The 19,410-nt window shown below is 68.8% G+C and carries 21 protein-coding genes; 17 read left to right on the top strand and 4 right to left on the bottom strand.

What is annotated here, in order from left to right; translation table 11 throughout:
- The first annotated feature begins 39 nt into the window (after nucleotides 1-39).
- From fliP to flgK, 17 genes are read left to right on the top strand one after another with little or no spacing between them, the layout of a single operon-like run.
- Nucleotides 40-1,044: a flagellar type III secretion system pore protein FliP gene (gene fliP, locus HOP12_04070; protein NOT33329.1), complete on the top strand. Its 1,005-nt coding sequence runs from the start codon at nucleotides 40-42 to the stop codon at nucleotides 1,042-1,044.
- A gap of 4 nt (nucleotides 1,045-1,048) precedes the next feature.
- Nucleotides 1,049-1,318, top strand: a complete 270-nt coding sequence (gene fliQ, locus HOP12_04065; GenBank protein ID NOT33328.1) for a flagellar type III secretion system protein FliQ — start codon at nucleotides 1,049-1,051, stop codon at nucleotides 1,316-1,318.
- Entirely contained in the window at nucleotides 1,315-2,103 is a 789-nt protein-coding gene (locus HOP12_04060; protein NOT33327.1) for a flagellar biosynthetic protein FliR, read from the top strand. Before fliQ ends, HOP12_04060 begins: the two co-directional genes overlap by 4 nt.
- A 3-nt stretch (nucleotides 2,104-2,106) precedes the next feature.
- Nucleotides 2,107-3,216, top strand: coding sequence for an EscU/YscU/HrcU family type III secretion system export apparatus switch protein (locus HOP12_04055; GenBank protein ID NOT33326.1), 1,110 nt, complete (start codon nucleotides 2,107-2,109; stop codon nucleotides 3,214-3,216).
- Nucleotides 3,217-3,227: 11 nt separating this feature from the next.
- A complete protein-coding gene (flhA, locus tag HOP12_04050; GenBank protein ID NOT33325.1) occupies nucleotides 3,228-5,387 on the top strand; it encodes a flagellar biosynthesis protein FlhA in 2,160 nt (719 codons plus the stop codon).
- The gene (locus HOP12_04045) at nucleotides 5,377-6,339 is read left to right on the top strand and encodes a hypothetical protein (protein ID NOT33324.1); all 963 of its coding nucleotides are present in this window, start codon (nucleotides 5,377-5,379) and stop codon (nucleotides 6,337-6,339) included. Before flhA ends, HOP12_04045 begins: the two co-directional genes overlap by 11 nt.
- Nucleotides 6,336-7,154, top strand: coding sequence for a hypothetical protein (locus HOP12_04040; GenBank protein ID NOT33323.1), 819 nt, complete (start codon nucleotides 6,336-6,338; stop codon nucleotides 7,152-7,154). The genes HOP12_04045 and HOP12_04040 overlap by 4 nt, the downstream gene beginning before the upstream one ends.
- Complete coding sequence (locus tag HOP12_04035) at nucleotides 7,151-7,909, top strand: FliA/WhiG family RNA polymerase sigma factor (protein NOT33322.1); 759 nt, start codon at nucleotides 7,151-7,153, stop codon at nucleotides 7,907-7,909. Before HOP12_04040 ends, HOP12_04035 begins: the two co-directional genes overlap by 4 nt.
- Nucleotides 7,909-8,448 carry a hypothetical protein gene (locus HOP12_04030; protein NOT33321.1) on the top strand — a complete coding sequence of 180 codons (540 nt, stop codon included), beginning with the start codon at nucleotides 7,909-7,911 and terminating at the stop codon, nucleotides 8,446-8,448. The genes HOP12_04035 and HOP12_04030 overlap by 1 nt, the downstream gene beginning before the upstream one ends.
- Before the next feature lie 57 nt (nucleotides 8,449-8,505).
- Nucleotides 8,506-9,204 carry a flagellar hook basal-body protein gene (locus HOP12_04025; protein ID NOT33320.1) on the top strand — a complete coding sequence of 233 codons (699 nt, stop codon included), beginning with the start codon at nucleotides 8,506-8,508 and terminating at the stop codon, nucleotides 9,202-9,204.
- A 60-nt stretch (nucleotides 9,205-9,264) separates the two neighbouring features.
- Nucleotides 9,265-10,053 carry a flagellar basal-body rod protein FlgG gene (flgG, locus tag HOP12_04020; GenBank protein ID NOT33319.1) on the top strand — a complete coding sequence of 263 codons (789 nt, stop codon included), beginning with the start codon at nucleotides 9,265-9,267 and terminating at the stop codon, nucleotides 10,051-10,053.
- The gene (gene flgA / locus HOP12_04015) at nucleotides 10,037-10,699 is read left to right on the top strand and encodes a flagellar basal body P-ring formation protein FlgA (protein NOT33318.1); all 663 of its coding nucleotides are present in this window, start codon (nucleotides 10,037-10,039) and stop codon (nucleotides 10,697-10,699) included. The genes flgG and flgA overlap by 17 nt, the downstream gene beginning before the upstream one ends.
- Nucleotides 10,696-11,379 (top strand): hypothetical protein, encoded by a 684-nt coding sequence (locus HOP12_04010; protein NOT33317.1) that lies wholly within the window; start codon nucleotides 10,696-10,698, stop codon nucleotides 11,377-11,379. Before flgA ends, HOP12_04010 begins: the two co-directional genes overlap by 4 nt.
- Nucleotides 11,376-12,494 carry a flagellar basal body P-ring protein FlgI gene (locus HOP12_04005; protein NOT33316.1) on the top strand — a complete coding sequence of 373 codons (1,119 nt, stop codon included), beginning with the start codon at nucleotides 11,376-11,378 and terminating at the stop codon, nucleotides 12,492-12,494. The genes HOP12_04010 and HOP12_04005 overlap by 4 nt, the downstream gene beginning before the upstream one ends.
- Complete coding sequence (locus tag HOP12_04000; GenBank protein NOT33315.1) at nucleotides 12,491-12,805, top strand: hypothetical protein; 315 nt, start codon at nucleotides 12,491-12,493, stop codon at nucleotides 12,803-12,805. Before HOP12_04005 ends, HOP12_04000 begins: the two co-directional genes overlap by 4 nt.
- Complete coding sequence (locus HOP12_03995; protein ID NOT33314.1) at nucleotides 12,802-13,335, top strand: hypothetical protein; 534 nt, start codon at nucleotides 12,802-12,804, stop codon at nucleotides 13,333-13,335. The genes HOP12_04000 and HOP12_03995 overlap by 4 nt, the downstream gene beginning before the upstream one ends.
- A 1-nt stretch (nucleotide 13,336) precedes the next feature.
- Nucleotides 13,337-14,698, top strand: coding sequence for a flagellar hook-associated protein FlgK (gene flgK, locus HOP12_03990; protein ID NOT33313.1), 1,362 nt, complete (start codon nucleotides 13,337-13,339; stop codon nucleotides 14,696-14,698).
- A gap of 14 nt (nucleotides 14,699-14,712) precedes the next feature.
- Here flgK and HOP12_03985 read toward each other — a convergent pair whose 3' ends face one another.
- From HOP12_03985 to motA, 4 genes are all read right to left on the bottom strand, one after another.
- Entirely contained in the window at nucleotides 14,713-16,014 is a 1,302-nt protein-coding gene (locus tag HOP12_03985) for an HNH endonuclease (protein ID NOT33312.1), read from the bottom strand.
- Nucleotides 16,015-16,342: 328 nt separating this feature from the next.
- On the bottom strand, nucleotides 16,343-17,506 hold the full coding sequence (locus HOP12_03980; GenBank protein ID NOT33311.1) for a hypothetical protein: 1,164 nt from the start codon (nucleotides 17,504-17,506) through the stop codon (nucleotides 16,343-16,345).
- Nucleotides 17,503-18,519: an OmpA family protein gene (locus tag HOP12_03975; GenBank protein ID NOT33310.1), complete on the bottom strand. Its 1,017-nt coding sequence runs from the start codon at nucleotides 18,517-18,519 to the stop codon at nucleotides 17,503-17,505. Before HOP12_03975 ends, HOP12_03980 begins: the two co-directional genes overlap by 4 nt.
- Before the next feature lie 15 nt (nucleotides 18,520-18,534).
- A complete protein-coding gene (gene motA, locus HOP12_03970) occupies nucleotides 18,535-19,395 on the bottom strand; it encodes a flagellar motor stator protein MotA (protein NOT33309.1) in 861 nt (286 codons plus the stop codon).
- Nucleotides 19,396-19,410: the final 15 nt, after the last annotated feature.

Genomic DNA, 19,410 nt, shown 5'->3' with positions numbered 1-19,410 from the left:
CTGCTCGCGCGCCTGCAGGCGACTCCGGCGCCGGCCGCCATGCTCGCGCAGAAGCTGCGCGAAGCGTTTTCGCGCGGCTCGCGCAGTGGAGCGGCGGTGCTGGTTGCAGGAGTCGCACTCACGCTGACGCTCGCGGCAGCCGCACCGGTGCTCGCGCAGCAGACCGCGACTTCACCCACGCGGGCCGCAGCACTGGCGCTCGCGAAGCAGGCGGCTGCGGCGGCCACGCCCAACGCGGCGACCGCGCCGGCCGCACTGGCGCCGCGTCCCATCAACACGACCGTGCCGCAGCCTTCGACCTCGGCGCCGACGCTGCGCACCGGTTCGCCGCCGGTGCTCTCGCCGGGAGCTCTGCACATCGTCGTACCTCAGCCGCCTCAAGTGCAGATCTCGATCGGTGACGGCGCGAACGGCGTGCAACTGGACGGCATGGTCGGGCTCGTAGTGTTCCTGGGTGCGCTCACGCTGTTGCCCGCGCTGTTCCTGCTCATGACCAGTTTCACGCGCATTCTGATCGTGCTGCACTTCCTGCGCACCGCACTCGGCACCCAGACCGCGCCACCTACGCAGTTGCTGGTGGCTCTGTCGGTGCTGCTCACCGGCGTGGTCATGCACCCGGTGCTCGATCAGGTGAATCGCGAGGCGATCCAGCCTTACATCGCGGGTCAACTTCCGCAGGCCGACGCCTACACGCGCGGGTTCGGGCCGATGCGCGAGTTCATGCTCTCGAACACGCGCACCCAGGACCTCGAGACGTTCGCCGAGCTCACCGGCGTCGACTCGTCGCTCGCCGTCGAGGAGCTCCCGGTCGTCACGGTGGTCTCGGCATTCGTGACCAGCGAGCTGCGCACCGCCTTCCAGATGGGCTTCGTGATCTTCCTGCCGTTCGTGGTGGTGGATCTGGTGGTCGCCTCGGTCCTCATGAGCCTCGGCATGTTCATGCTGCCGCCCATGATGATCTCGCTGCCGCTCAAGCTGTTGCTGTTCGTGCTCGCAGACGGCTGGGTGCTGGTGGTCCAGAACCTCGTCCAGAGCTTCCGGTGACGCCATGAACTCCTCGTTTGCGGTCGATCTCATTCGGCACTCGCTGACGATGTCGCTCACCGTCGCGGCACCGCTGCTGCTCACCGCGCTGCTGGTCGGCGTGGCGGTCAGCGTGGTGCAGGCCGTGACGCAGCTCCAGGAGCAGACGCTCACGTTCCTGCCCAAGCTGGTGCTGATGGCTTTGGTGTTCGCGATCACGCTGCCGTGGGTGCTCGGAACCCTGGTGGGCTACGTCGTCCAGATGATCCGCAGCCTTCCGAGCCTCGCGGCATGAACGGGCTCGAGGCGTTGTTCGCACCCGATCGATGGCCGGCCTTCGCGTGTGTGAGTGCACGCTTCTCGGGTCTGTTCCTGATCGCGCCGTTGTGGTCGATGGCGAGTGTGCCGCGGCGTGTGCGAGCGGCGGCGATCGTGGTGTTCTCGGCCGCACTGTTGCCGACCTGCCCGCCGCTCTCGACGGCGCCCCATGCGCTCGAACTGCCCATGATGATGGCGGGCGAACTCTCGATCGGAGTGGTGATCGGGCTCTCGGCCGCACTCATCGTGTACGGCGCATCGCTGGCCGGTGAAGTGGTGTCGACGCAGATGGGCCTCTCGCTCGGGCCGGCTCTCGCACCGATGCCGGAGCTCGAATCACCGGGGCTCGCGCAGATTCAATCGTTCCTGGCGCTCGGCATCTACGTGCAGCTCGGCGGCCACGTCGCGCTGCTGCGCGGGGTTGCCGAGAGTCTCACGCAGCTGCCGCCCGGAACGCCGCTCGATCCCGGCAACGGTGTCGCGCTGGTGGCGCTGGGCCGCACGCTGTTCGAAGCGGCCGTCGCAACCGCCGCGCCGGTGATCGTCGCGCTGCTGCTGGCCAACGTCGCGCTGGTGGTGTTGAGCCGCGCGGTACCGCACCTGAACGCCATGATGGTCTCGCTGCCGATCTCGACGGCCGTCGGCTTCGTGATCACCGGCGCTCTGCTGCCGTGGACCGCGGGCGCACTCGAGCACGGCTTCTCGAATCTTCCGTTCGCGATCGAACGCAGCGTGGCGGCCCTGACCGCGGGCGGGCACTGAGCCATGGCCGACGGACAGCGCTCCGAACAGGAACGGACCGAAGCCCCGACCGCGAGGCGGCGCGAACAGTCGCGCTCCGAGGGTCAGGTCGCGCGCAGCGCGGAACTGACGGCGGCCGCGTCGCTGCTGGGTGGAGCGGCATTGCTCGCCAGCGGCGGTGCGCGCGAGTTCGCACGTCTGATCGAGTCCACGCTGCACATGAGCGCCTCGGCGATCAGCTCGGATCCCATGACGCTGATGGGCGCCGTGGCGATGCTGCGGGCACTCACGATGCGATTCACTTCGACGCTGTTGCCGTTCGGCGGAGCGCTGGCGGCGATCATCGTGCTGGTGCACCTCGCACAGACGCGCGGCGTGATCTCGATGAAGCCGCTGCTGCCCAAGTTCTCGAATCTGAATCCGCTCCAGGGCGTCCAGCGCTTGCTGCAGCCCGAGGCGCTGTGGACGCTCGCCAAGTCGATCCTCAAGCTGAGCGTCCTGGGGCTCGTCGCGTGGCGCTCGCTCGACCAGACGCGTCCCGAGCTCGCGGTGCTGTCGGGTGCGTCTCCGGCGCAGGTGCTGCAGGTCGCGGGACACGCGCTGATGCGCGTCATGATGAGTTGCGGGCTCGCCTACCTGGTGCTCGCGGCCGCCGACTACGGCATCCAGTGGTGGAAGCACGAGCGCGGGCTGCGCATGAGTCGCGACGAAATCGTGCGCGAGAATCGCGAGGCCGAAGGCGACCCGATGGTCAGGGCGCGCATGCAGTCGGTGGCGCGCGCGCGCGCCCGCCAGCACATGCTGCACGCGGTTCGCACCGCCGACGTGGTGGTGGTGAACCCGGTCCACATCGCGGTGGCTCTGAGCTACGACCCCGACGAAGCGCCGGCACCGCTGGTGGTCGCGATGGGTCAGCGCAAGCTCGCGGTCCGCATCAAGGAGATCGCCCTCAAGGCCAACGTGCCGGTGGTGGAGAACGTGGCCGTGGCGCGCGCGCTGTTCGCGACTGCCAGGGTCGGCCGCATGGTGCCGCCGGTGCTGTTCGGCGCGATCGCCGAAATCCTCGCCTTCGTCTACCGCAAACGGCTCGCTGCCGGCGGCGCGCTTCCGGGACTTGATCGGAGCATTCGATGAGCGCGGTCTCGATGCCGGGCGGCGCCGCCGGCGTGCGCACCTCGCCGGGGGGACGCGCGATCGGCGCGCCTGCGCCGCGCACGGTGCGGCCCGGGAACGGCTTCTCGCTGCCGAAGATCCCGGGCACCGCCGAGACGGTGCTCGCGATCGGTGTGGTCGCGGTGGTGGCGCTGCTGGTGGTGCCGCTTCCGCCGCTGATGCTCGACATCCTGCTCGCCATGAGCCTCGCGCTCTCGCTGGTCGTGATGCTGGTCACGGTCGCGACTCGCGACCCGCTCGAGTTCAGCGTGTTCCCGAGCCTTCTGCTGTTGCTCACGCTGCTGCGACTGGGCCTCAACGTCAGCAGTACCCGACTGATTCTCAGCACCGGCCACGCCGGCGAAGTGATCCGGGCGTTCGGAAACTTCGTGATCGGCGGAAACGTGGTGGTGGGGCTCGTCATCTTCCTGATCCTGGTCGTGATCAACTTCATGGTCATCACCAAGGGTGCGGGACGCATCGCCGAGGTGGCGGCACGTTTCACGTTGGACGCGATGCCCGGCCGCCAGATGAGCATCGACGCGGATCTGAGCGCCGGGCTCATCGACGAACACGAGGCGCGCCGGCGCCGCGAGGAGATCGCCCGCTACGCCGACTTCTACGGCGCGATGGACGGCGCCGCCAAGTTCGTGCGCGGCGACGCGGTCGCGGGGCTCGTGATCACGATCATCAATCTGGTCGGCGGCGTGATCATCGGCATGACGCAGCGCGGGCTCGCGGCCGGCGAGGCGTTCCACACCTACTCGGCGCTCACGATCGGCGACGGACTGGTGACGCAAATCCCGGCGCTGATCGTGAGCACCGCGGCCGGCCTGCTGGTGACCTACGGCTCGGGCGGCGGTTCGATGGCACCGTCGGTCGCGAGCCAGCTCACCCGCAACGTGCGTCCGTTGTGGACCGCATCGGGGATCCTCGGCGTGTTCGCGCTGGTGCCGGGGTTGCCGATGCTGCCGTTCCTCGGGCTCTCCGGAGTTCTCGCCGCGACCGCGTTCGTGCTGCGCAGCCGCCGCGCGACCGAAGCCGCCGAGCTCGCCGAGACCGAGGCCACTGCGAAGGACGCGGCCACGGTCGGCGAGGAGCCGCCCGCGATGTCGGAGATGCTGTCGATCGAGCCGCTCGAAATCGAGATCGGTTACGGGCTGGTGCCGCTCGCCGATGCCGCGCAGGGCGGTGACCTGTTGCAACGCATCGGCGTGCTTCGCAAGCAGATTGCGTTCGAGATCGGACTGCTGGTGCCGCCCACTCGCATCCGCGACAACGTGCAGCTCGGCCACGGCGAGTACGTGATCAAGCTGCGCGGCGCGCGCGTCGGCGGCGGCGATCTGCTGGCGCGCCATCTGTTCGCGCTCGACCTGCGTGGCACCGCGGCGCCGCTCGATGGCGTTCCGGCCGAGGACCCGAGCTTCGGCATGCGCGGGGTGTGGATCGATCCGTCGCAGCGCGTCGAGGCGGAAGCCGCCGGCTACGTGGTGGTGGAACCCGCGACCGTGATGATCACGCATCTGCTCGAAACCATCCGCACCCATGCGGCCGAGCTGCTCACCCGGCAGGGCGTGCGTCAGATGCTCGACGGTTTGAAAGAGACGCATCCGGCGCTGATCGAGGACGTGGTGCCGAACAAGCTGTCGCTCGGCGCGGTGCATCGCGTGCTGCAGCGCCTGCTGCGCGAGGGCGTGGCGGTGCGCGACCTGGTCGTGATTCTCGAGGCGCTGTCCGACGCCGGCGAGCAGACCAAGGATCCGGAAGCGCTCACGGAAGTCGCGCGCCGAGCACTCGGTGCCCAGATCGCTCAGCAGCTCGGCTCGAGCCGTGGACCGGTGCGGGCGCTGGCGGTGGGACCGCGCCTCGAAGTGTCACTGATGCAGCTCTTCACCGCGCGCGCCCGTGAGGGGCAATCACCGCTCGATCCCGCGCAGCTCACGCGGGCGTTGCAATCGCTCACGAACCTCGCGCAGTCGCAGCGCAGCGACGGGCGGCTGCCGCCGCTCGTCACCCCGCCGGCGCTGCGTGTCGGAATCCGCCGTCTGGTCGAACCGCTGCTGCCCCGGTTGCCGGTGATCTCGCTCGCCGAGCTGCCGCCGCAGACCCCGATCGAAACCCTTGCCCTGTGGGAGCTCGAACGTGCCGCCTGAGACCTTTACCGGACCCGAACTCCACACCCTGCTCGCGCGCGCGCGCGCAGCACTGGGGCCTGACGCCATCGTGCTGTCGGTCGGGCGCGAAGGGCGCGAACTCGCGCTGACTGCCGTGCGACCGGGCGATCCCCATGCGTTCGCACCGCGCGCCGGAGTGAAGCGCATCGGCCCGCCGCGCGCGGTCACGCCGGGCGCCGGCGAGTCACGCACGGCCGACTCGCCCCGGCTCTCGCACATCGCACGCGCGTCACTCGCGGCGCGGACGCTGTCACCGCTCGCGCTCGCCGCGCGTCGCGACGAGTTCCCGCCCGTCATCGCGCTGGTCGGCCCGACCGGTGGCGGCAAGACCACCACGCTCGCCAAGCTGGCGAGTCACCCGGACGTGCTGGGCGGACTGGTGGTCGGCGTGCTCGGGCTCGACACCTTCCGGGCGGGCGCGGTCGAGGAGCTGCGCTCGCTGGGCGCGCTGGCGCGCACGCCGGTCGAGTTCGCGCATCGCGCGGAGGACGTTCCGCGCGCGCTCAAGCACCTGCGCCGTTGCGATGTGGTGCTGGTCGACACGCCGGGACGCGGACCGCGCCGGCGCGAGGATCACGACACGCTGCGCGGCTTGTTGCACGTGCTGTATCCACTCGAGACGCACGCCGTGATTCCCGCGGGCCTTTCGCGCGCGGCGGCGGCGGTGGCGCTCGAACGGGTGCGCGACCTGGGCGCAACGCACGTGTTGCCGACCAAGCTCGATGAGCATCCGAACGATCGGATCGCGTTCGAGCTGGCCGAATCGCTGGCGCTGCCGGTCCGCTGGTACGGAGATGGGCAGGAGATCCCTTCGGATCTGCGTGCAATGGGGCTCGAAGGGGCGATGCGCGACGCGCGATCCCCGCGCGGCGCGACCGCGCCGAGCGGAGATCGTTCGGCTTCGGCGGCGAGACTGGAGCTGGTGTCGTGACGCGCGCAGCGGTCGAATACGGAACGCCGTCCGGCGGCGCGCGCGAAACCGCGACCCGACAGGGACGCACGGTGGTGTTCGCGAGCGGGAAGGGTGGCGTCGGCCAGTCGGCGCTCATCGGACTGATGGGCGCGACACTCGCGGCGCGCGGGCTCCGCACGCTGGTGTCGGACGCGGGGCATGCGTTCGGGCACCTTCACCTGCTGCTCGGCGCACGCACGCCGGTGACGCTCGAAGCGGTCCTGACTGCCGAGCGGCGGCCGGGGGAGATGCTCACGCGGGTTCGCGATCACATGTGGTTGCTGCCGGGAGCCGGCGGAGCCGAAGCATTGCGCGGGCTCTCGGCGGTGGATCGTGCGCGGCACGAGCTGCGCATGTCGCACCTTCACGACGCGTTCGATGTCTCGCTGGTCGACGCAGGTCCGGGCCCCGACGACGTGTTGCGCGCCGCCGCGGTGAGAGCCGACCGCGTCGTGCTGGTGCTGATCCCGGAACCGGCCGCGCTGTGCGATGCCTACGTGGTGCTCAAGCTGATCGTGCGAGAGCTTCCCGGGCTCCCGGTCGACGTGCTGGTCAATCGAGTCGCTCACGACGACGAAGCGCGCGATTCGTTCGCGCGCCTCGAGCTCGCGGTCGGCCGCTTCCTCGGCCACCCGATCACCTGGCTCGGTGCGGTGCACGAGCATGCGGCACTCGGACGTGCGGTGCGCCGGCCCGGCGCGCTGCTCGCCGAAGCACCACCCGGACTTGCGATCGCGACCCAAACGCTCGCCACCCGGCTCGGTCTCACGGCCCCGGTGGGAGAGTCGCGATGAATCCGATCACCGACGCGCTGTGGCAGCGCTATCGCGGGAACAACGACCTCACGGCGCGCAGCGCCCTGCTCGCGCACTACCTGGGGCTGGTTCACCGCGCCGCGCACGAATACGTGCGCCGCAGTCCGCGCCACATCGAACTCGGCGATCTGTTGAGCGCCGGCACGGTTGGGCTGGTCCAGGCGCTCGAAGGCTTCGAACCCGCTCGGGGACTGGCATTCAGCACCTACGCGATGCCGCGCATCCGCGGCTCGATCGTCGACGAACTGCGCGCGCAGGACTGGGTGCCCCGCACGGTGCGCGAGCGTCAATCGCTGCTGTCGCGCACGCACGCCAGGCTCGAACAGAAGCTCGGCCGGGCACCTCACCCGCAGGAGATGGCGGATGCGCTCGAAGTGGACCTGGACATGTTCTGGAAGTGGAGTCGCAATTTGCCGGGAGCGCCGATGCTCGCGTTCGACTCGCCGGTCAATGAGGCCGGCAATCGCGCGCCGTTGTCGGAAACACTGGCGGACGAGCGCAACGAGCTGCCGGGTGCTCGCATCGAGCACGCCGAAACGCTGACGTGCCTGCGCGAGGCCTTCGATTCTTTGAGCGAGCGCGATCGCCTGGTGCTCTCGCTGTCGTACTACGAAGGGTTGAGTCACCGCGAGATCGGCGCGGTGCTTCACATCACCGAGTCGCGGGTCTCTCAGATCCGCACCCGAGCGTTGCTGCGGCTGCGCTCGGAAATCGAAATCCGGGAGGCGGCGTGATGAACCGACAATTACTGGCGGCACTCGCGGGCACGGTGGTGATCTTCGCAGCGGCGGGGCTGGTGAGCGGTCACGTCATGGCGGCGCTCTACTCGGCTTCGGCCATGTGGCGATTCCTGCGCTGGCACGGCGCGTCGGTGTCGCTCAACGGCGCCGACCTGCTGGCGATCGCACCGTCGGTGGCCGCCGCACTTCTCGCGGTGCTGGTGTTCGCTCTGATCGCATCGATTCGTCGCACTCACGCGCTCGGACCGGCTCGTTCGACGGTCTCGCGCGACCGTGTGCTGCGCCTGGTACGCGACGGACACTCGGTCGCCTCGATCGCGCGCCGCACGCGGCTGGCTCAGGACGCCGTGCGCATGGTGCTGTGGACGCAGACGCTCGAGCGACCTCGCAAGCGGAAGAGTGCTCCGCAAAACCGGAACAAAGTTCCGGCACACACCGGAGCTCGCCGACCCGAGCCACGGCTCACGCGCGCGCAAGTCGTAGCCAATGCGACCCGAGACGCGCGAGGCACTCAAGGCACATGGATTGCTTGACGCAGTGATGATCTGCCTCACGACGCCGCGAGGGCGTCGACTGCTCACGGAGGAGCCATGCCACTGAACGGCATCGTCAACACCGCCCGCTCGCTCGGGTTCTACCTGCGCCTGCAGGAGGTGACGGCGAACAACCTGGCGAACGCGAACACCGATTCGTTCAAGAGCGATCACCTGAGCGCCGAGCGGCGCCCGGGTGAGCGCTTCCCGGTGCCGGTGCGCACGCTCGACCTGCACCAGGGGGCGTTTCGCGAGACCGGGCGTCCGCTCGACGTGTCGCTCGACGGGCCCGGTTTCTTCGTGGTGGGGACACCCAATGGCGAGCGGCTCACGCGGGGTGGCTCGATGCGACTCGACACGCTCGGCCGGCTCACCGACGTGCACGGCGATCCGCTGCTCGGCATCGAGGGTCCGATCGTGATTCAGGGATCGAAAGTCGAACTCGAAGTGGACGGTACCGTGTGGGTGGACGGCGTCGGCGTCGGTCAACTGCGCCGCGAAACCGTCGCCGAACCGCAGCGATTGCTGAAGGAAGCCGCGGGCCGCTTCGTGCCGGTCGGCGAGCGCGGCATCGCGGACTCCGAAGTGACGCGCGTGCGTCAGGGTGCGGTCGAAGAGCCGAACGTTGATCCGATGTTGTCGATGGTCGACCTGATCGCGATTCAGCGCGCGTATCAGGCCAATGTGGATGCGCTGCGCACGCTGGACAGCGTGCTCGGCACGGTGACGAACGAGGTCGGACGCCTGCCGAACTAGGTCGGTGAGCACAACGCGAGACGCCGCGGGCGTCCGCTCTCAAGGACGGAGCGCAAACCCATGAACTCGAGCCTTCGAACTTCGGCGACCGGAATGATCGCGCAGCAGCGCATGATCGACGTGATCGCCGACAACCTCGCAAACGTGAACACCACCGGCTTCAAACGCAGCCGCGTGAGCTTCGAAGACATGCTCTACGAGACGCTGCAGGGCACTCGCATCGTCAATCAGCCGGGCGCGGAGAACGTCGGTCCGGTGCAGGTCGGCAAGGGCGTGCGGGTGGCGGCGATCCTGCGCCAGCACGGTCAGGGCGCGGTCGAACAGACCGGCCGGCCGCTCGACCTGTCGATCGAAGGCGACGGTTTCCTGCAGGTGAGACGCCCCGACGGCAATACCGCGTACACGCGCGACGGCAATCTGTCGCTGTCGGAGAGCGGTGCCCTGGTGACGAATGGCGGCTACCCGATCGTCCCCGAGATCAACGTGCCGCGCGACTCGGCGCAGGTCTCGATCGGACCGAGCGGAATCGTGAGCGTGATGACGCCGGGTGCGGCGGATCCCGTCGAAGTCGGGCGCATCGAGGTGGCGCGGTTTCTCAATCCCAACGGGCTGCTCGCGATCGGCGAGAACCAGTACCTGCAGACGCCGGCTTCGGGCGATCCGATCGAAGGGCTGCCTCAGGACGAAGGATTCGGCCGCGTGATTCAGGGCTCGCTCGAATCGAGCAACGTGGAAATCGTGCAGGAGATGACCGACATGATCGCGGCGCAGCGCGCCTACGAGATCAACGCCCGCGCGATCCGCGTGGGTGAGGACATGATGCAGGCGACCAGTGACCTCATCCGCTGAAGTGCTCAGAGCGGTGTGCGGGCTCGCGCTCGCCGCGTCACCCGGGGCGGGGCTCGATACGCGACTGGCGCTGCGCATCGCCGACATCTGGCGCGTGCCGGTGTCGCACGTCGCACTCGCGTGGCCCGACTCGGTGGCGCGCGAGGCACTCGACGACCGCTCGGCGTTTCGCCTGCAGGGACGAGGGCGTGACGGCTGGTGGGTGGTGCTCGCGCGCGCCCGTGACGGGCGCTCGAGTGCGGTGCGGCTGCGTGCCGGTGTGCGGCTCGGCGTGTGGGTGGCGGCGCGACCGCTGTCGCCCGGCTCGGTGCTGCAGGACGGCGATGCAAGGCTCGAATCGCGTTTGATGTGGGGCGAACCGCCGACGCACGAGGTGTTGACGCCGGAGCTCGGCAGCGCCGTGCGCTGCGCGATCTCGGCCGGTGAAGCGTTGCGGGCACCGGCGCTGTTGCCGCCGGCGCTGGTCCGCGCCGGAGATGCGGTGCGGGTTTCGTGGTCGCGCCCCGGCGTGGTGATCGAGCGCTCGGGGATCGCGCTCGCGGACGCCGGGCGGGGCGAGAAAGTGCGGGTTCGTGTGGATCATTCGACACTGATGGGAACCGTGAGCGGACGCGGCGAAGTCGCGATCGCGAAGGAGGATTCGTGAACACATCGCGAGCAGTTCGCATGCGGTGGGGCCGCGCGTTCGTATGGGTGGTCACCGTGCTGGGATCGATGTCGCTCGGCGGCATCGCGTTCGCGCAAGACCCGGGTGCAGCGGCGACCGACGCTGCGGCACCGGCCGACACGGCGGTCGCTGCTCCCGTGCGCCCGGCCAAACCCGCGCGCGCGTCGTGGACTTCAGATCGGCTGCCGCTGCGGGTTGGCGACTTGCTCACCATCGTGGTCGACGAACGCACCATGGCGCGGGAGCGTTTCTCCACCGTGGCGACCGCCAAGCGTGAGATGCGCAACGGCTTCAGCCTGAACATGGACACCGGAAGCAATCCCACCACCATGGCGGGGACCCTCAACTCGGGCGCCGACAACAGCTCGCGCGACGTTGGAGAGGCGGGCCGCAGCGGGGACCTGACCGCGGTGGTCACGGTGCGTGTCGAGTCAGTCGAGCCGAATGGCGTCGCACGCGTGACCGGCAACAAGAAGGTCACGGTGGACGGGCGGCTCCAGGAAGTGACGTTGACGGGGCTGGTGCGCGCAGAAGACGTCTCGGCTCGCAATCTGGTCTCGTCGGATCGCATCGCCGAAGCGAATATCACCCTCAAGGGCAAGAAGATCGGACCGCGCAAGGGCATGCTCGGTGGTCTGATCGGGATGATCTGGCCATGAGCCGCGTGATGCCGTTCCGGCTCGAATCTCGCCGCGCCTCACGCGGAGTGCGGCCCTCGCACCGAGGCCGCCACTTCGTGATCGCGACCGCACTCGCGCTGCTCACGGTGTTCGTGGTGCTCGGAGTCGCGCGTGCTGCCTGCGCGGCACCGCGCGTCGCCGACCTCACGCGCCACGCCGGCGACGTGCCGCGTCGACTGGTGGGCTACGGGCTCGTCACCGGGCTCGACGGCAGCGGAGACCGCAGCCTGGGCTCACTTTCGGGCGGCACCCAGACGGTGCGCTCGGTGGTCAATCTGTTGAGACGCTTCGGCGTCGAAGTACCGGCCGAGCAGCTTCGCATTCGAAACGTCGCGGCCGTCCTGGTGACCGCCGAGGTCTCGCCGTGGCTGCGCGCCGGCGGGCGCTTCGACGTGCAGGTATCCGCGATGGGCGATGCGAGTTCACTGCGCGGCGGCGTGCTGTGGACGACCCCGCTCGTCGAAGGCCCCGACTCGCCGGCGATCGCCAGTGCCCAGGGGACGCTGCTGTCGCCCGACGCGCCCAACGGTCGCAGCTACGGCGCGCTGCGCTCCAACTCGGCGCGGGTCAGCGATGGCGGCGTGATCGAGGTGGATCCCGAGGTCGAGGCGCTGGTCGCCGACCGACTGCTGCTGGTGCGTCCCGACGCACGGGTTGCCGAGGCGATCGCACGCGCGATCAATCGCACGTTCGGTGTCGGCACCGCCCGCCCGCTCGATCCCGGCTCGATCTCGCTCCGTGCAGACTCGGTGCGTTCATCGGAACCCATGCGATTCCTGGCAGCGGTCGACACGGTGTCGGTCCCGATGGCGACACCCGCGCGCCTGGTGGTCACCGCGCGCGACGGCACCGTGGTGGCGGGAGGCGAACTTCAGATCGGACCCGCGGTGGTGCATCACCGCAATTTCACGCTGCAGGTCGGCGGAGGAACGGGCACGACGGCCGAGGGCCTGGTGCGCGTGAACGAAGGCTCGCGGGTTCAGGACGTGGTCGCAGGTCTGCACGCCGCGGGCGCGACCGCCGAGGACCTGGTGGCGATCTTCGAAGCGCTTCGTGCCGTCGGCGCGCTCGACGTCGAGCTGGTGGTGCGATGAGCCTGATCGGTCCGGTTGCACCCGCGGGCGTGAGCGCAATGGGAGCCACCCCGACGCGCGACGCGAAGGCGGAAGTCCAGAAGCTCGCGCACCAGCTCGAGAGCGTGTTCATGAACCAGATGTTCCAGGCCATGCGTTCGGCCACCGGATCGCTCGGCGAGGAATCGCAGGACTCCGCTCAGCAGATGTTCCAGTCGATGCTCGATCAGCAGGTCTCGACGCTCGCCGCCGACAAGCTCGACGGCGTGGTGTCGAAGGCGCTGTATCGGCAATTGCTGCGACACCTCGCGCCCGAGGAGGTCGTGAAATGAACATGCCGCCTGCGCCTCCGCCCTTCGAACCCGCACCGCGACCCGCGGTCGCGACCCCGCTGGCCCGCCTGGTCGCGGCCCTCGAACGCGAAAGTACGGCGCTTCGGGAGCTGGCGGCGACGCTCGGTCGCCAGCGCACGCACCTGTCGCGCGACGCGACCGACGAGCTGGAAGCCGAATCCCAGAACGCGACCCGGGTGCTGTCCGCACTCGAGGAGGCGCGCCGTCATCGTGCGGATTGCGTGAGGGGAATGGGCGCCGACCCCGAGGACTCGAAGGCGCTCACGCGCACCGCGGCCGCCGATTCGAGCGGCCGAGTCGCGGCCGCATGTGCGCTGCTGCGCAAAGCTTCAGCCGACGCCGCACGCGAGGCCGCGATCAACAAGAAGGTCATTGCCGCGGCCCAGGAAGCCCATCACTCGTTCATTGCCACGCTGTTTTCCGCCGATACTCCAAGCGTGTACCCCGCCTCGCCCGAGCCGCACGAAGCCTTGGTGAGGCAGGGCGCCCTGTTCGACCGGAGGGCCTGAGATGTCGCTCCAGAGTCTGCTGAGCATCGCTCGCTCCGCCCTGTTCGCGCATCAGCGCGCGATCGAGGTGACGGGTCACAACATCGCGAATGCACAGACGCCCGGCTATTCGCGGCAGCGTCTCGAACTGGTGCAGGCGGTCCCGACACGTACGCCGCAGGGTTACCTGGGTCGTGGTGTCGAGATCGGGGAGTTCATGCGACTGCGCAACACGCTGCTCGACGGTGGCTATCGTCGCAACTCCGGCTCGCTCGGATTCTCGGGACAAATGGCGGGTTCGCTCGGCGCGCTCGAAGGTGCGCTCGGCGCGGCCGGCTCGAGCGGAATCGGCGAATCCATGCAGGAGATGTTCACCGCATTCGGTGAGCTCGCGAACGATCCGGCGAACGTCACCAACCGCACCCAGGTGCTCAACGCGGCGTCACGGTTCGTGAACGAACTGCGTCGCGTCGATGCCGCGATTTCGGGACTCGAAGAGGAGGCGCGCTCGGCCGCGACCGGCGGTGTGCAGCAGGTGAACGACCTGACGCGCCGCATCGCGGCGCTCAACGCGCAGATCGGCGCAGCCGGCCCGGCCGGTTCGGCGCCGGACCTGATGGACCAGCGCGATCGCCTGATCGACGAACTCTCACAGCTCGTCAGCGTGCGTGTGATCGAACGCACCGACGGCACGATCGGGATCCTGGCCGGCAGCACGACGCTGGTCGACAACGCCTCGGCTCGCACGCTGGAAGTGCGTGGCAACGGGAGCGGCGGCTGGCAGATCGGTCTCGTGGGCGGCGCCGCGGTCGACGTCGGCGGCGGCACGCTGAAGGCTGCCGAGACGCTCGCGAACACCACCTACCCGGCGGTTCGCGCCAAGCTCGACGAACTGGTACGAGCGGTCGTGACCGAAACCAACGCGATTCATCAGAACGGCTACACCCAGAATGGCGCAGTGGGCGTGGACTTCTTCGACGGCGCGGGTCTCACCGCCGGAACCATCGAGTTGTCGGCGACGGTCTCGGGAAATCCCAGCATGATCGCGGCGTCCTCGAGCGGCGCCGGTGGCGATGGCGCGATCGCACTTCAGCTCGCGGGTCTTCACAACCTGAGCCTCACCGCATTTGGCGGACGCTCGATGCGTGGCATGTATGGCACGCTGGTGAGCGACGTCGCCATGCAGGTGCGTGGCGCGAGTGACGATGTGGCGACCTGGGACACCCTCGTCACTCAGGCCGACGTGAGGCGCCAGAGCGAGTCCGGCGTGTCGGTCGACGAAGAGATGGTGCTGCTCGTGGGGCAGCAACGCGCCTACCAGGCCGCGGCGCGCCTCGTGAATGTCGCAGACGAGATGATCCAGAGCGTGCTGGACATGGTGTAGGAGACACGTCGCCCTCACGCCGGACTTCTCGTCGCCTGAGGGCCGTCACGCCGGCAGCTCGGCGCGAGATGAGTCAGCGCCCGCCGAACTCGCTCCTCGAGCGACGCCTCGGGGATGGCGTCGCAGCACGCCGCCCCGCGACGCGCCTCTTCCGCGCGAAACCCCAGTCGCCGCAGCCACGGGATCACGTCGTTGTCGGGAGTGGGCGCGGCTGTGTTCGGCTCCGCGGTCGCACGCGGCCCTGCAGTCGCACTCGCTGCGGGCTTTGCTCTCACAGCGCCGCGCTGCGACTTCTCCCGCTTGTCGCGCATGAATGCCACTCCGTACAGCTGCTCGGCCTCGTACTGATTGTGCGCCCGGCAGCGCAGCCGCAGGTTCGCCGCGGTGGTAGTCCCTCCTCGTGCGACCGGCTCGATGTGATCGAATTCCAGGCGCGCTCGCTCCTCGCAGCGCCGCCCGTTCTCACCTACGAACGTGCAGTGGCCGCCATCGCGCAGCCATACCGTCTTCCGCACCGGTGCGGGCACGTAGCGACCCTGCGGCTTGCCGCGTCGAGGACAGGTGCGCGCGGCGGCTCCGAACTTGCGCTGTTCGAGCTGACGCACCAGCGCCTTGAGCGCCCGGTCGAGCACCTGTGCCAGGTCGCCCGAGGGAACCGCATGGTTCAGCAGCGCCTGGGCGTAGCGCAGCTGGTCATGCGTTTCCTTCGCGAGTGTGACCTGCAGCGCATAGCGGTCGGCGGAGAGCGGAGCGACCCTCGCTCGTCCAACCGGGGCTGCAGCCACTGGCGCCGCCAGAAGTGTTTCATTTTGAAGTAGCTCCAGCGCCACCTCGGCAGTGTGTTCGTTCGCGACTCTCGCCATGGGCGGAGCCGGCAACCCCATGGCCTGCAAGCTCGTCGGGAGATCGGGCTGCGGGAAGCGCTCCGCCAGCAGCTGCTCCACTTCTTCCCTGGTCTTATGGGTGGTGACCGCGACGAGTTCTTCCACCGACTCAGGAGTCAGGTGGGTCGCGAGCAGCAGCACGGTGGTGAGATGGATCCGTCCATCGGCGATGGCCGGGAACAGCACCGGGAACTTGCGGGCGATGCGAGCCGCGCGGATGCGTCTCAGCGCCGCGGACTCGGACAGCCGCAGCTCACCCACACAGTAGGCGAGCATCGAGGAGTACGCCGCGGGCCGGTAGAGCTGGCGCACCTCGACTTCGGCGAGATGAGCGAGGAGTGCGGCAGTCGTGACGCGATCGGTGGCGACGAGCGAGGCGAGATCGCGCAGCAGCACCCGATCGGCGAGGTGCGAAAGCGAGTAGGAAGGCATGACGGGTCTCCGCGGCTGTGAGAGTCGCGGGGGCAGGTCTCTTCATATCATGCGTGTTCGCGGCGCAATTGCAGGCCGGCACGGCGCCTCGCGGCGGGTCGCGCGAAAACGATTCAGCGCCGCGCGAGTTGCGTGCAGCTCCGCGCACGTGGCGAGCGCTGGAGCGAGATCAGCAGGCCAGCCGTGCATCGCGGCGATGTCGCGCCCGAAAGTCGTCAAGCGAAATGTTGGGTACGGACCGGGCACACTGGTAACAGATCAGACCGGGGACATGGGTTGCAGCTCACGGGCATCATCGGCGGTTCGAGGAGGACCGCACGGCACGCCCCTACAGCGAGTCCCTTCGCACCATCGCGCCCGACAGCGGCTCCGAGCGATGGCGGCGGCGGATGGTCTCGAGGATGTCGCCGGTGAAGCGCGTACCCGAGGCCAGCAGCTTCACGCCGCCGTCCGAACACAGGTCCTCGGCGAGCACCATGCCTTCCTTGAGCTGAGCGACCGGCAACGTCACCCGGTCCGCGACGAACGTCCCGGCGTCCGGCATTCCCATCAGCGCTCGCAGATGCACGACGACCATCGGGTCGTAGAAGGTCCCGGCGTGCGAGGCGAGTCGCTCGAGTGCGTCGGTGCCGGTGGGATCGTTCGTGGTTTCGAGCATCGCGAGCAGATCGTGAGTCGCTCGCACGATGCGCGACCGGAGCGGGATCTGCCCCTGCAACAGGTGCTGCGGGCCGCCGGTGCCGTCCCAGTTCTCCTGCGTCTCCGACAGCAATTGCGCCGCGTCGGCGAACTCAGACAGGTGCGAGAGCACATTTTGCGCGACCAGAGACATGTGGCCGGGGTCCTCGTCCCTGCGATCTGCGGCATCGATCGCCGCCGGTCCCAGCTCGGCGAGGCGTGCAGCCAGGTGCATGTCACGCCGCAGCCCGAACGGAATGCCGAAACGCTCGGCGAGCCGCGCCGACAGTTCGGCCGCACGACGACCGCGATTGGTGGCTCCGGGGCGCACGTGCTCGATCCACGCCACCAGCAGATCGACCACGCGATCGAGTCGATCGCGCTCGCGCTCCTGCAGCGCTTCGGTCGCGCGATGCGAGCGCTCGAGCGCACGCGCGAGCTGGTGGCGCGCCACCGCAGCGCGCAATCGCGCGAGCACGTCGATGGGGTCGAGCGGCAGGGCGACCAGGTCGTCGGCACCGGCACGCAGCAACGCGGTGCCCTGAGTGGCGTCGCCGAGATTGGCGCCGACCAGCAGTTGCGGGGTAAAGGATCCCGAGGTACGCGCCGCATGCCAGGCTGTCACGGTCTCGGGCGGCAGCGAGCGCGCCACGATCACCACGTCGGCGCGCGAGCGCACTTCACCGCCGTGCGGATCGGTCCACGCGGTTGCGATCGAAAGCTCGAGGTTCTCTTCGCGTTCGAGTGCCCCGCGCAGCAGCGAGCCGTCCTCGTCGACGTCGGGAATCAGCAGCACGCGACACCGCTCGCTCATGGCAGATGACCTCCGGAGTCGGGTGCGCTCGGAGCTTCGAGCCGTGCGCGCTCGGCTGCCGCACGCGCTGCCTCGCGATTCGCCGCGGCACGTTCGGCCGCGGCCCGCAGGGCTCCGGCGGGAATAGGCCGAATGGTCACGGCCTGCGAAGCGCCCGCCACGCGATTGCCTGCCACATCGGTTGCCGGGGCATCGACGGCGGAGTCACCGGCCGCGAGATCGGTGAGTTCTCCTTCGCCCACCACCGGTTCGCCGAGCATCACGAGAATCGAGATGCGTCGATTGCGTGCCGCGAACGGATGCTCCGGATCGCGCGGCTGACGGTCCGCCAGCCCCCGCACTTCGGCGATGCGAGCGGCCGGTACGCCGTTCGACGTCAGGATGCGGCGCGCGGCATTCGCGCGGTCGGCGCTCAACTCCCAATTGCCGTAGGGCCCGGATCTGGAATACGGCCGTGCGTCGGTGTGCCCTTCGATGCGCAGCGGATTCGGCAGCTTGCCGAGCTGCTCGCCCAGCACCGCGATCGCCTTCTGACCCCTCGCGCTCGGCGTCGGGACGCCGGTCTCGAAGAACACGCCGATCGAGTCCTCGAGCAGTTCGATCTGAAGGCCGTCGTTGGTGAGCGTGATCTCGACGTTCTTCATCACCTCGGTCAGTTCCGGCACGCCTTCGAGTTCGTGCTTCAGCTCCTCGGACAGGCGCGTGAGGCGATTGCGACGCAGGTCGATGACGTCCGCGGGACTCAGAGGGCGCACCTGCGCCGCCTGCGCGCCCTCACCGGGAAGGATCGAGCTGCCGAACTCGTCGGCCCGGCCGAGCGGGTCCTGGAAGTAGCCGGCGATCGCCGACTTCACGTCCGAACTCTGATTCACGAGCCACAGCACCAGGAACAGCGCGAACATCGCGGTCATGAAGTCCGCGAACGCCACCTTCCAGGCACCACCATGGTGTCCGCCCGCATGACCCCGCTTCTTGATGATGATGCGAACCGGGATTTCGCGATCCTTGTTCATGGCTCACGCCCCCGGTCAGCTCTTCGCCTTGCCCTTGACCGACTGCTCCATCTCGGTGAAGGACGGGCGCTGATCGGCGAAGATCGCGCGGCGCGCGAATTCGACCGCCACGATCGGCGAGAAACCCTTGGCGAAAGCGACCACGCCGGCCTTGAGCACGTTGTAGAAGCGCGTCTCGGCCTGGTTCACAGCCTCCATTCCGGACGACAGCGGTCCGAGGAATCCGTACGCCAGCAGCACACCGAGGAAAGTTCCGGTGAGTGCCGCTGCGACGTGGTGACCGATCTCCTCGACCGGTCCCGCGATCGATCCCATCGTGACGACGATGCCGAGCACGGCAGCCACGATGCCGATGCCAGGCAGCGCGTCGCCGACCTTCTGCAGGGCCGAGACCGGACGCGTTTCGGCTTCGTGATGGACCTCGATCTCGCCGTCCATCAACGATTCGAGGTCGTAAGGCGGCACGCTGCCCATCAGGACCAGTCGCAACGAGTCGCTGAGGAACTCCATCGCATGATGCTGTTTGAGAATCGCCGGATACTTCTTGAAAACCGGACTCTTGTCGGGGTTCTCGATGTGCGACTCGATCGCCACCAGCCCGTCGCGTCGCGCGGTCTGGAACAGCTCGAACAGCAGCTTGAGTGCGTCGAGGTACAGCCCCTTGTTGAACGGCGAGGGCGAGAACAGGTTGATGACGCGGTTGACCATCCGCATCAACACTTCGAGCGGCGTCGAGATGAACACGGTGCCGAGTGCGGTGCCGCAGATCACGATGATCTCGGAGACCTGGAACAGCACCGGAATGCTGCCGCCCGCGATCGTGAAGCCGCCGAGCACCGATCCGATGACGATCACGAGGCCGATGATGGTGAACATGACGAGATGGAGCTC

The sequence above is a fragment of the Candidatus Eisenbacteria bacterium genome (assembly GCA_013140805.1).
Lineage (GTDB): Bacteria > Eisenbacteria > RBG-16-71-46 > RBG-16-71-46 > RBG-16-71-46 > JABFRW01.
This window is presented reverse-complemented; position numbering and strand designations above follow the sequence as displayed.

Coding starts and splice junctions, on each gene's coding strand:
- motA (NOT33309.1), bottom strand. CDS start 19,395: ATGTTCACCATCATCGGCCTCGTGATCGTCATCGGATCGGTGCTCGGC.
- HOP12_03985 (NOT33312.1), bottom strand. CDS start 16,014: ATGCCTTCCTACTCGCTTTCGCACCTCGCCGATCGGGTGCTGCTGCGC.
- flgK (NOT33313.1), top strand. CDS start 13,337: ATGTCGCTCCAGAGTCTGCTGAGCATCGCTCGCTCCGCCCTGTTCGCG.
- fliQ (NOT33328.1), top strand. CDS start 1,049: ATGAACTCCTCGTTTGCGGTCGATCTCATTCGGCACTCGCTGACGATG.
- HOP12_04060 (NOT33327.1), top strand. CDS start 1,315: ATGAACGGGCTCGAGGCGTTGTTCGCACCCGATCGATGGCCGGCCTTC.
- fliP (NOT33329.1), top strand. CDS start 40: ATGCTCGCGCAGAAGCTGCGCGAAGCGTTTTCGCGCGGCTCGCGCAGT.
- HOP12_03975 (NOT33310.1), bottom strand. CDS start 18,519: ATGAACAAGGATCGCGAAATCCCGGTTCGCATCATCATCAAGAAGCGG.
- HOP12_03995 (NOT33314.1), top strand. CDS start 12,802: ATGAACATGCCGCCTGCGCCTCCGCCCTTCGAACCCGCACCGCGACCC.
- HOP12_04035 (NOT33322.1), top strand. CDS start 7,151: ATGAATCCGATCACCGACGCGCTGTGGCAGCGCTATCGCGGGAACAAC.
- HOP12_04000 (NOT33315.1), top strand. CDS start 12,491: ATGAGCCTGATCGGTCCGGTTGCACCCGCGGGCGTGAGCGCAATGGGA.
- HOP12_04055 (NOT33326.1), top strand. CDS start 2,107: ATGGCCGACGGACAGCGCTCCGAACAGGAACGGACCGAAGCCCCGACC.
- HOP12_03980 (NOT33311.1), bottom strand. CDS start 17,506: ATGAGCGAGCGGTGTCGCGTGCTGCTGATTCCCGACGTCGACGAGGAC.
- HOP12_04030 (NOT33321.1), top strand. CDS start 7,909: ATGAACCGACAATTACTGGCGGCACTCGCGGGCACGGTGGTGATCTTC.
- HOP12_04025 (NOT33320.1), top strand. CDS start 8,506: ATGCCACTGAACGGCATCGTCAACACCGCCCGCTCGCTCGGGTTCTAC.
- HOP12_04005 (NOT33316.1), top strand. CDS start 11,376: ATGAGCCGCGTGATGCCGTTCCGGCTCGAATCTCGCCGCGCCTCACGC.
- flgG (NOT33319.1), top strand. CDS start 9,265: ATGAACTCGAGCCTTCGAACTTCGGCGACCGGAATGATCGCGCAGCAG.
- flhA (NOT33325.1), top strand. CDS start 3,228: ATGCCGGGCGGCGCCGCCGGCGTGCGCACCTCGCCGGGGGGACGCGCG.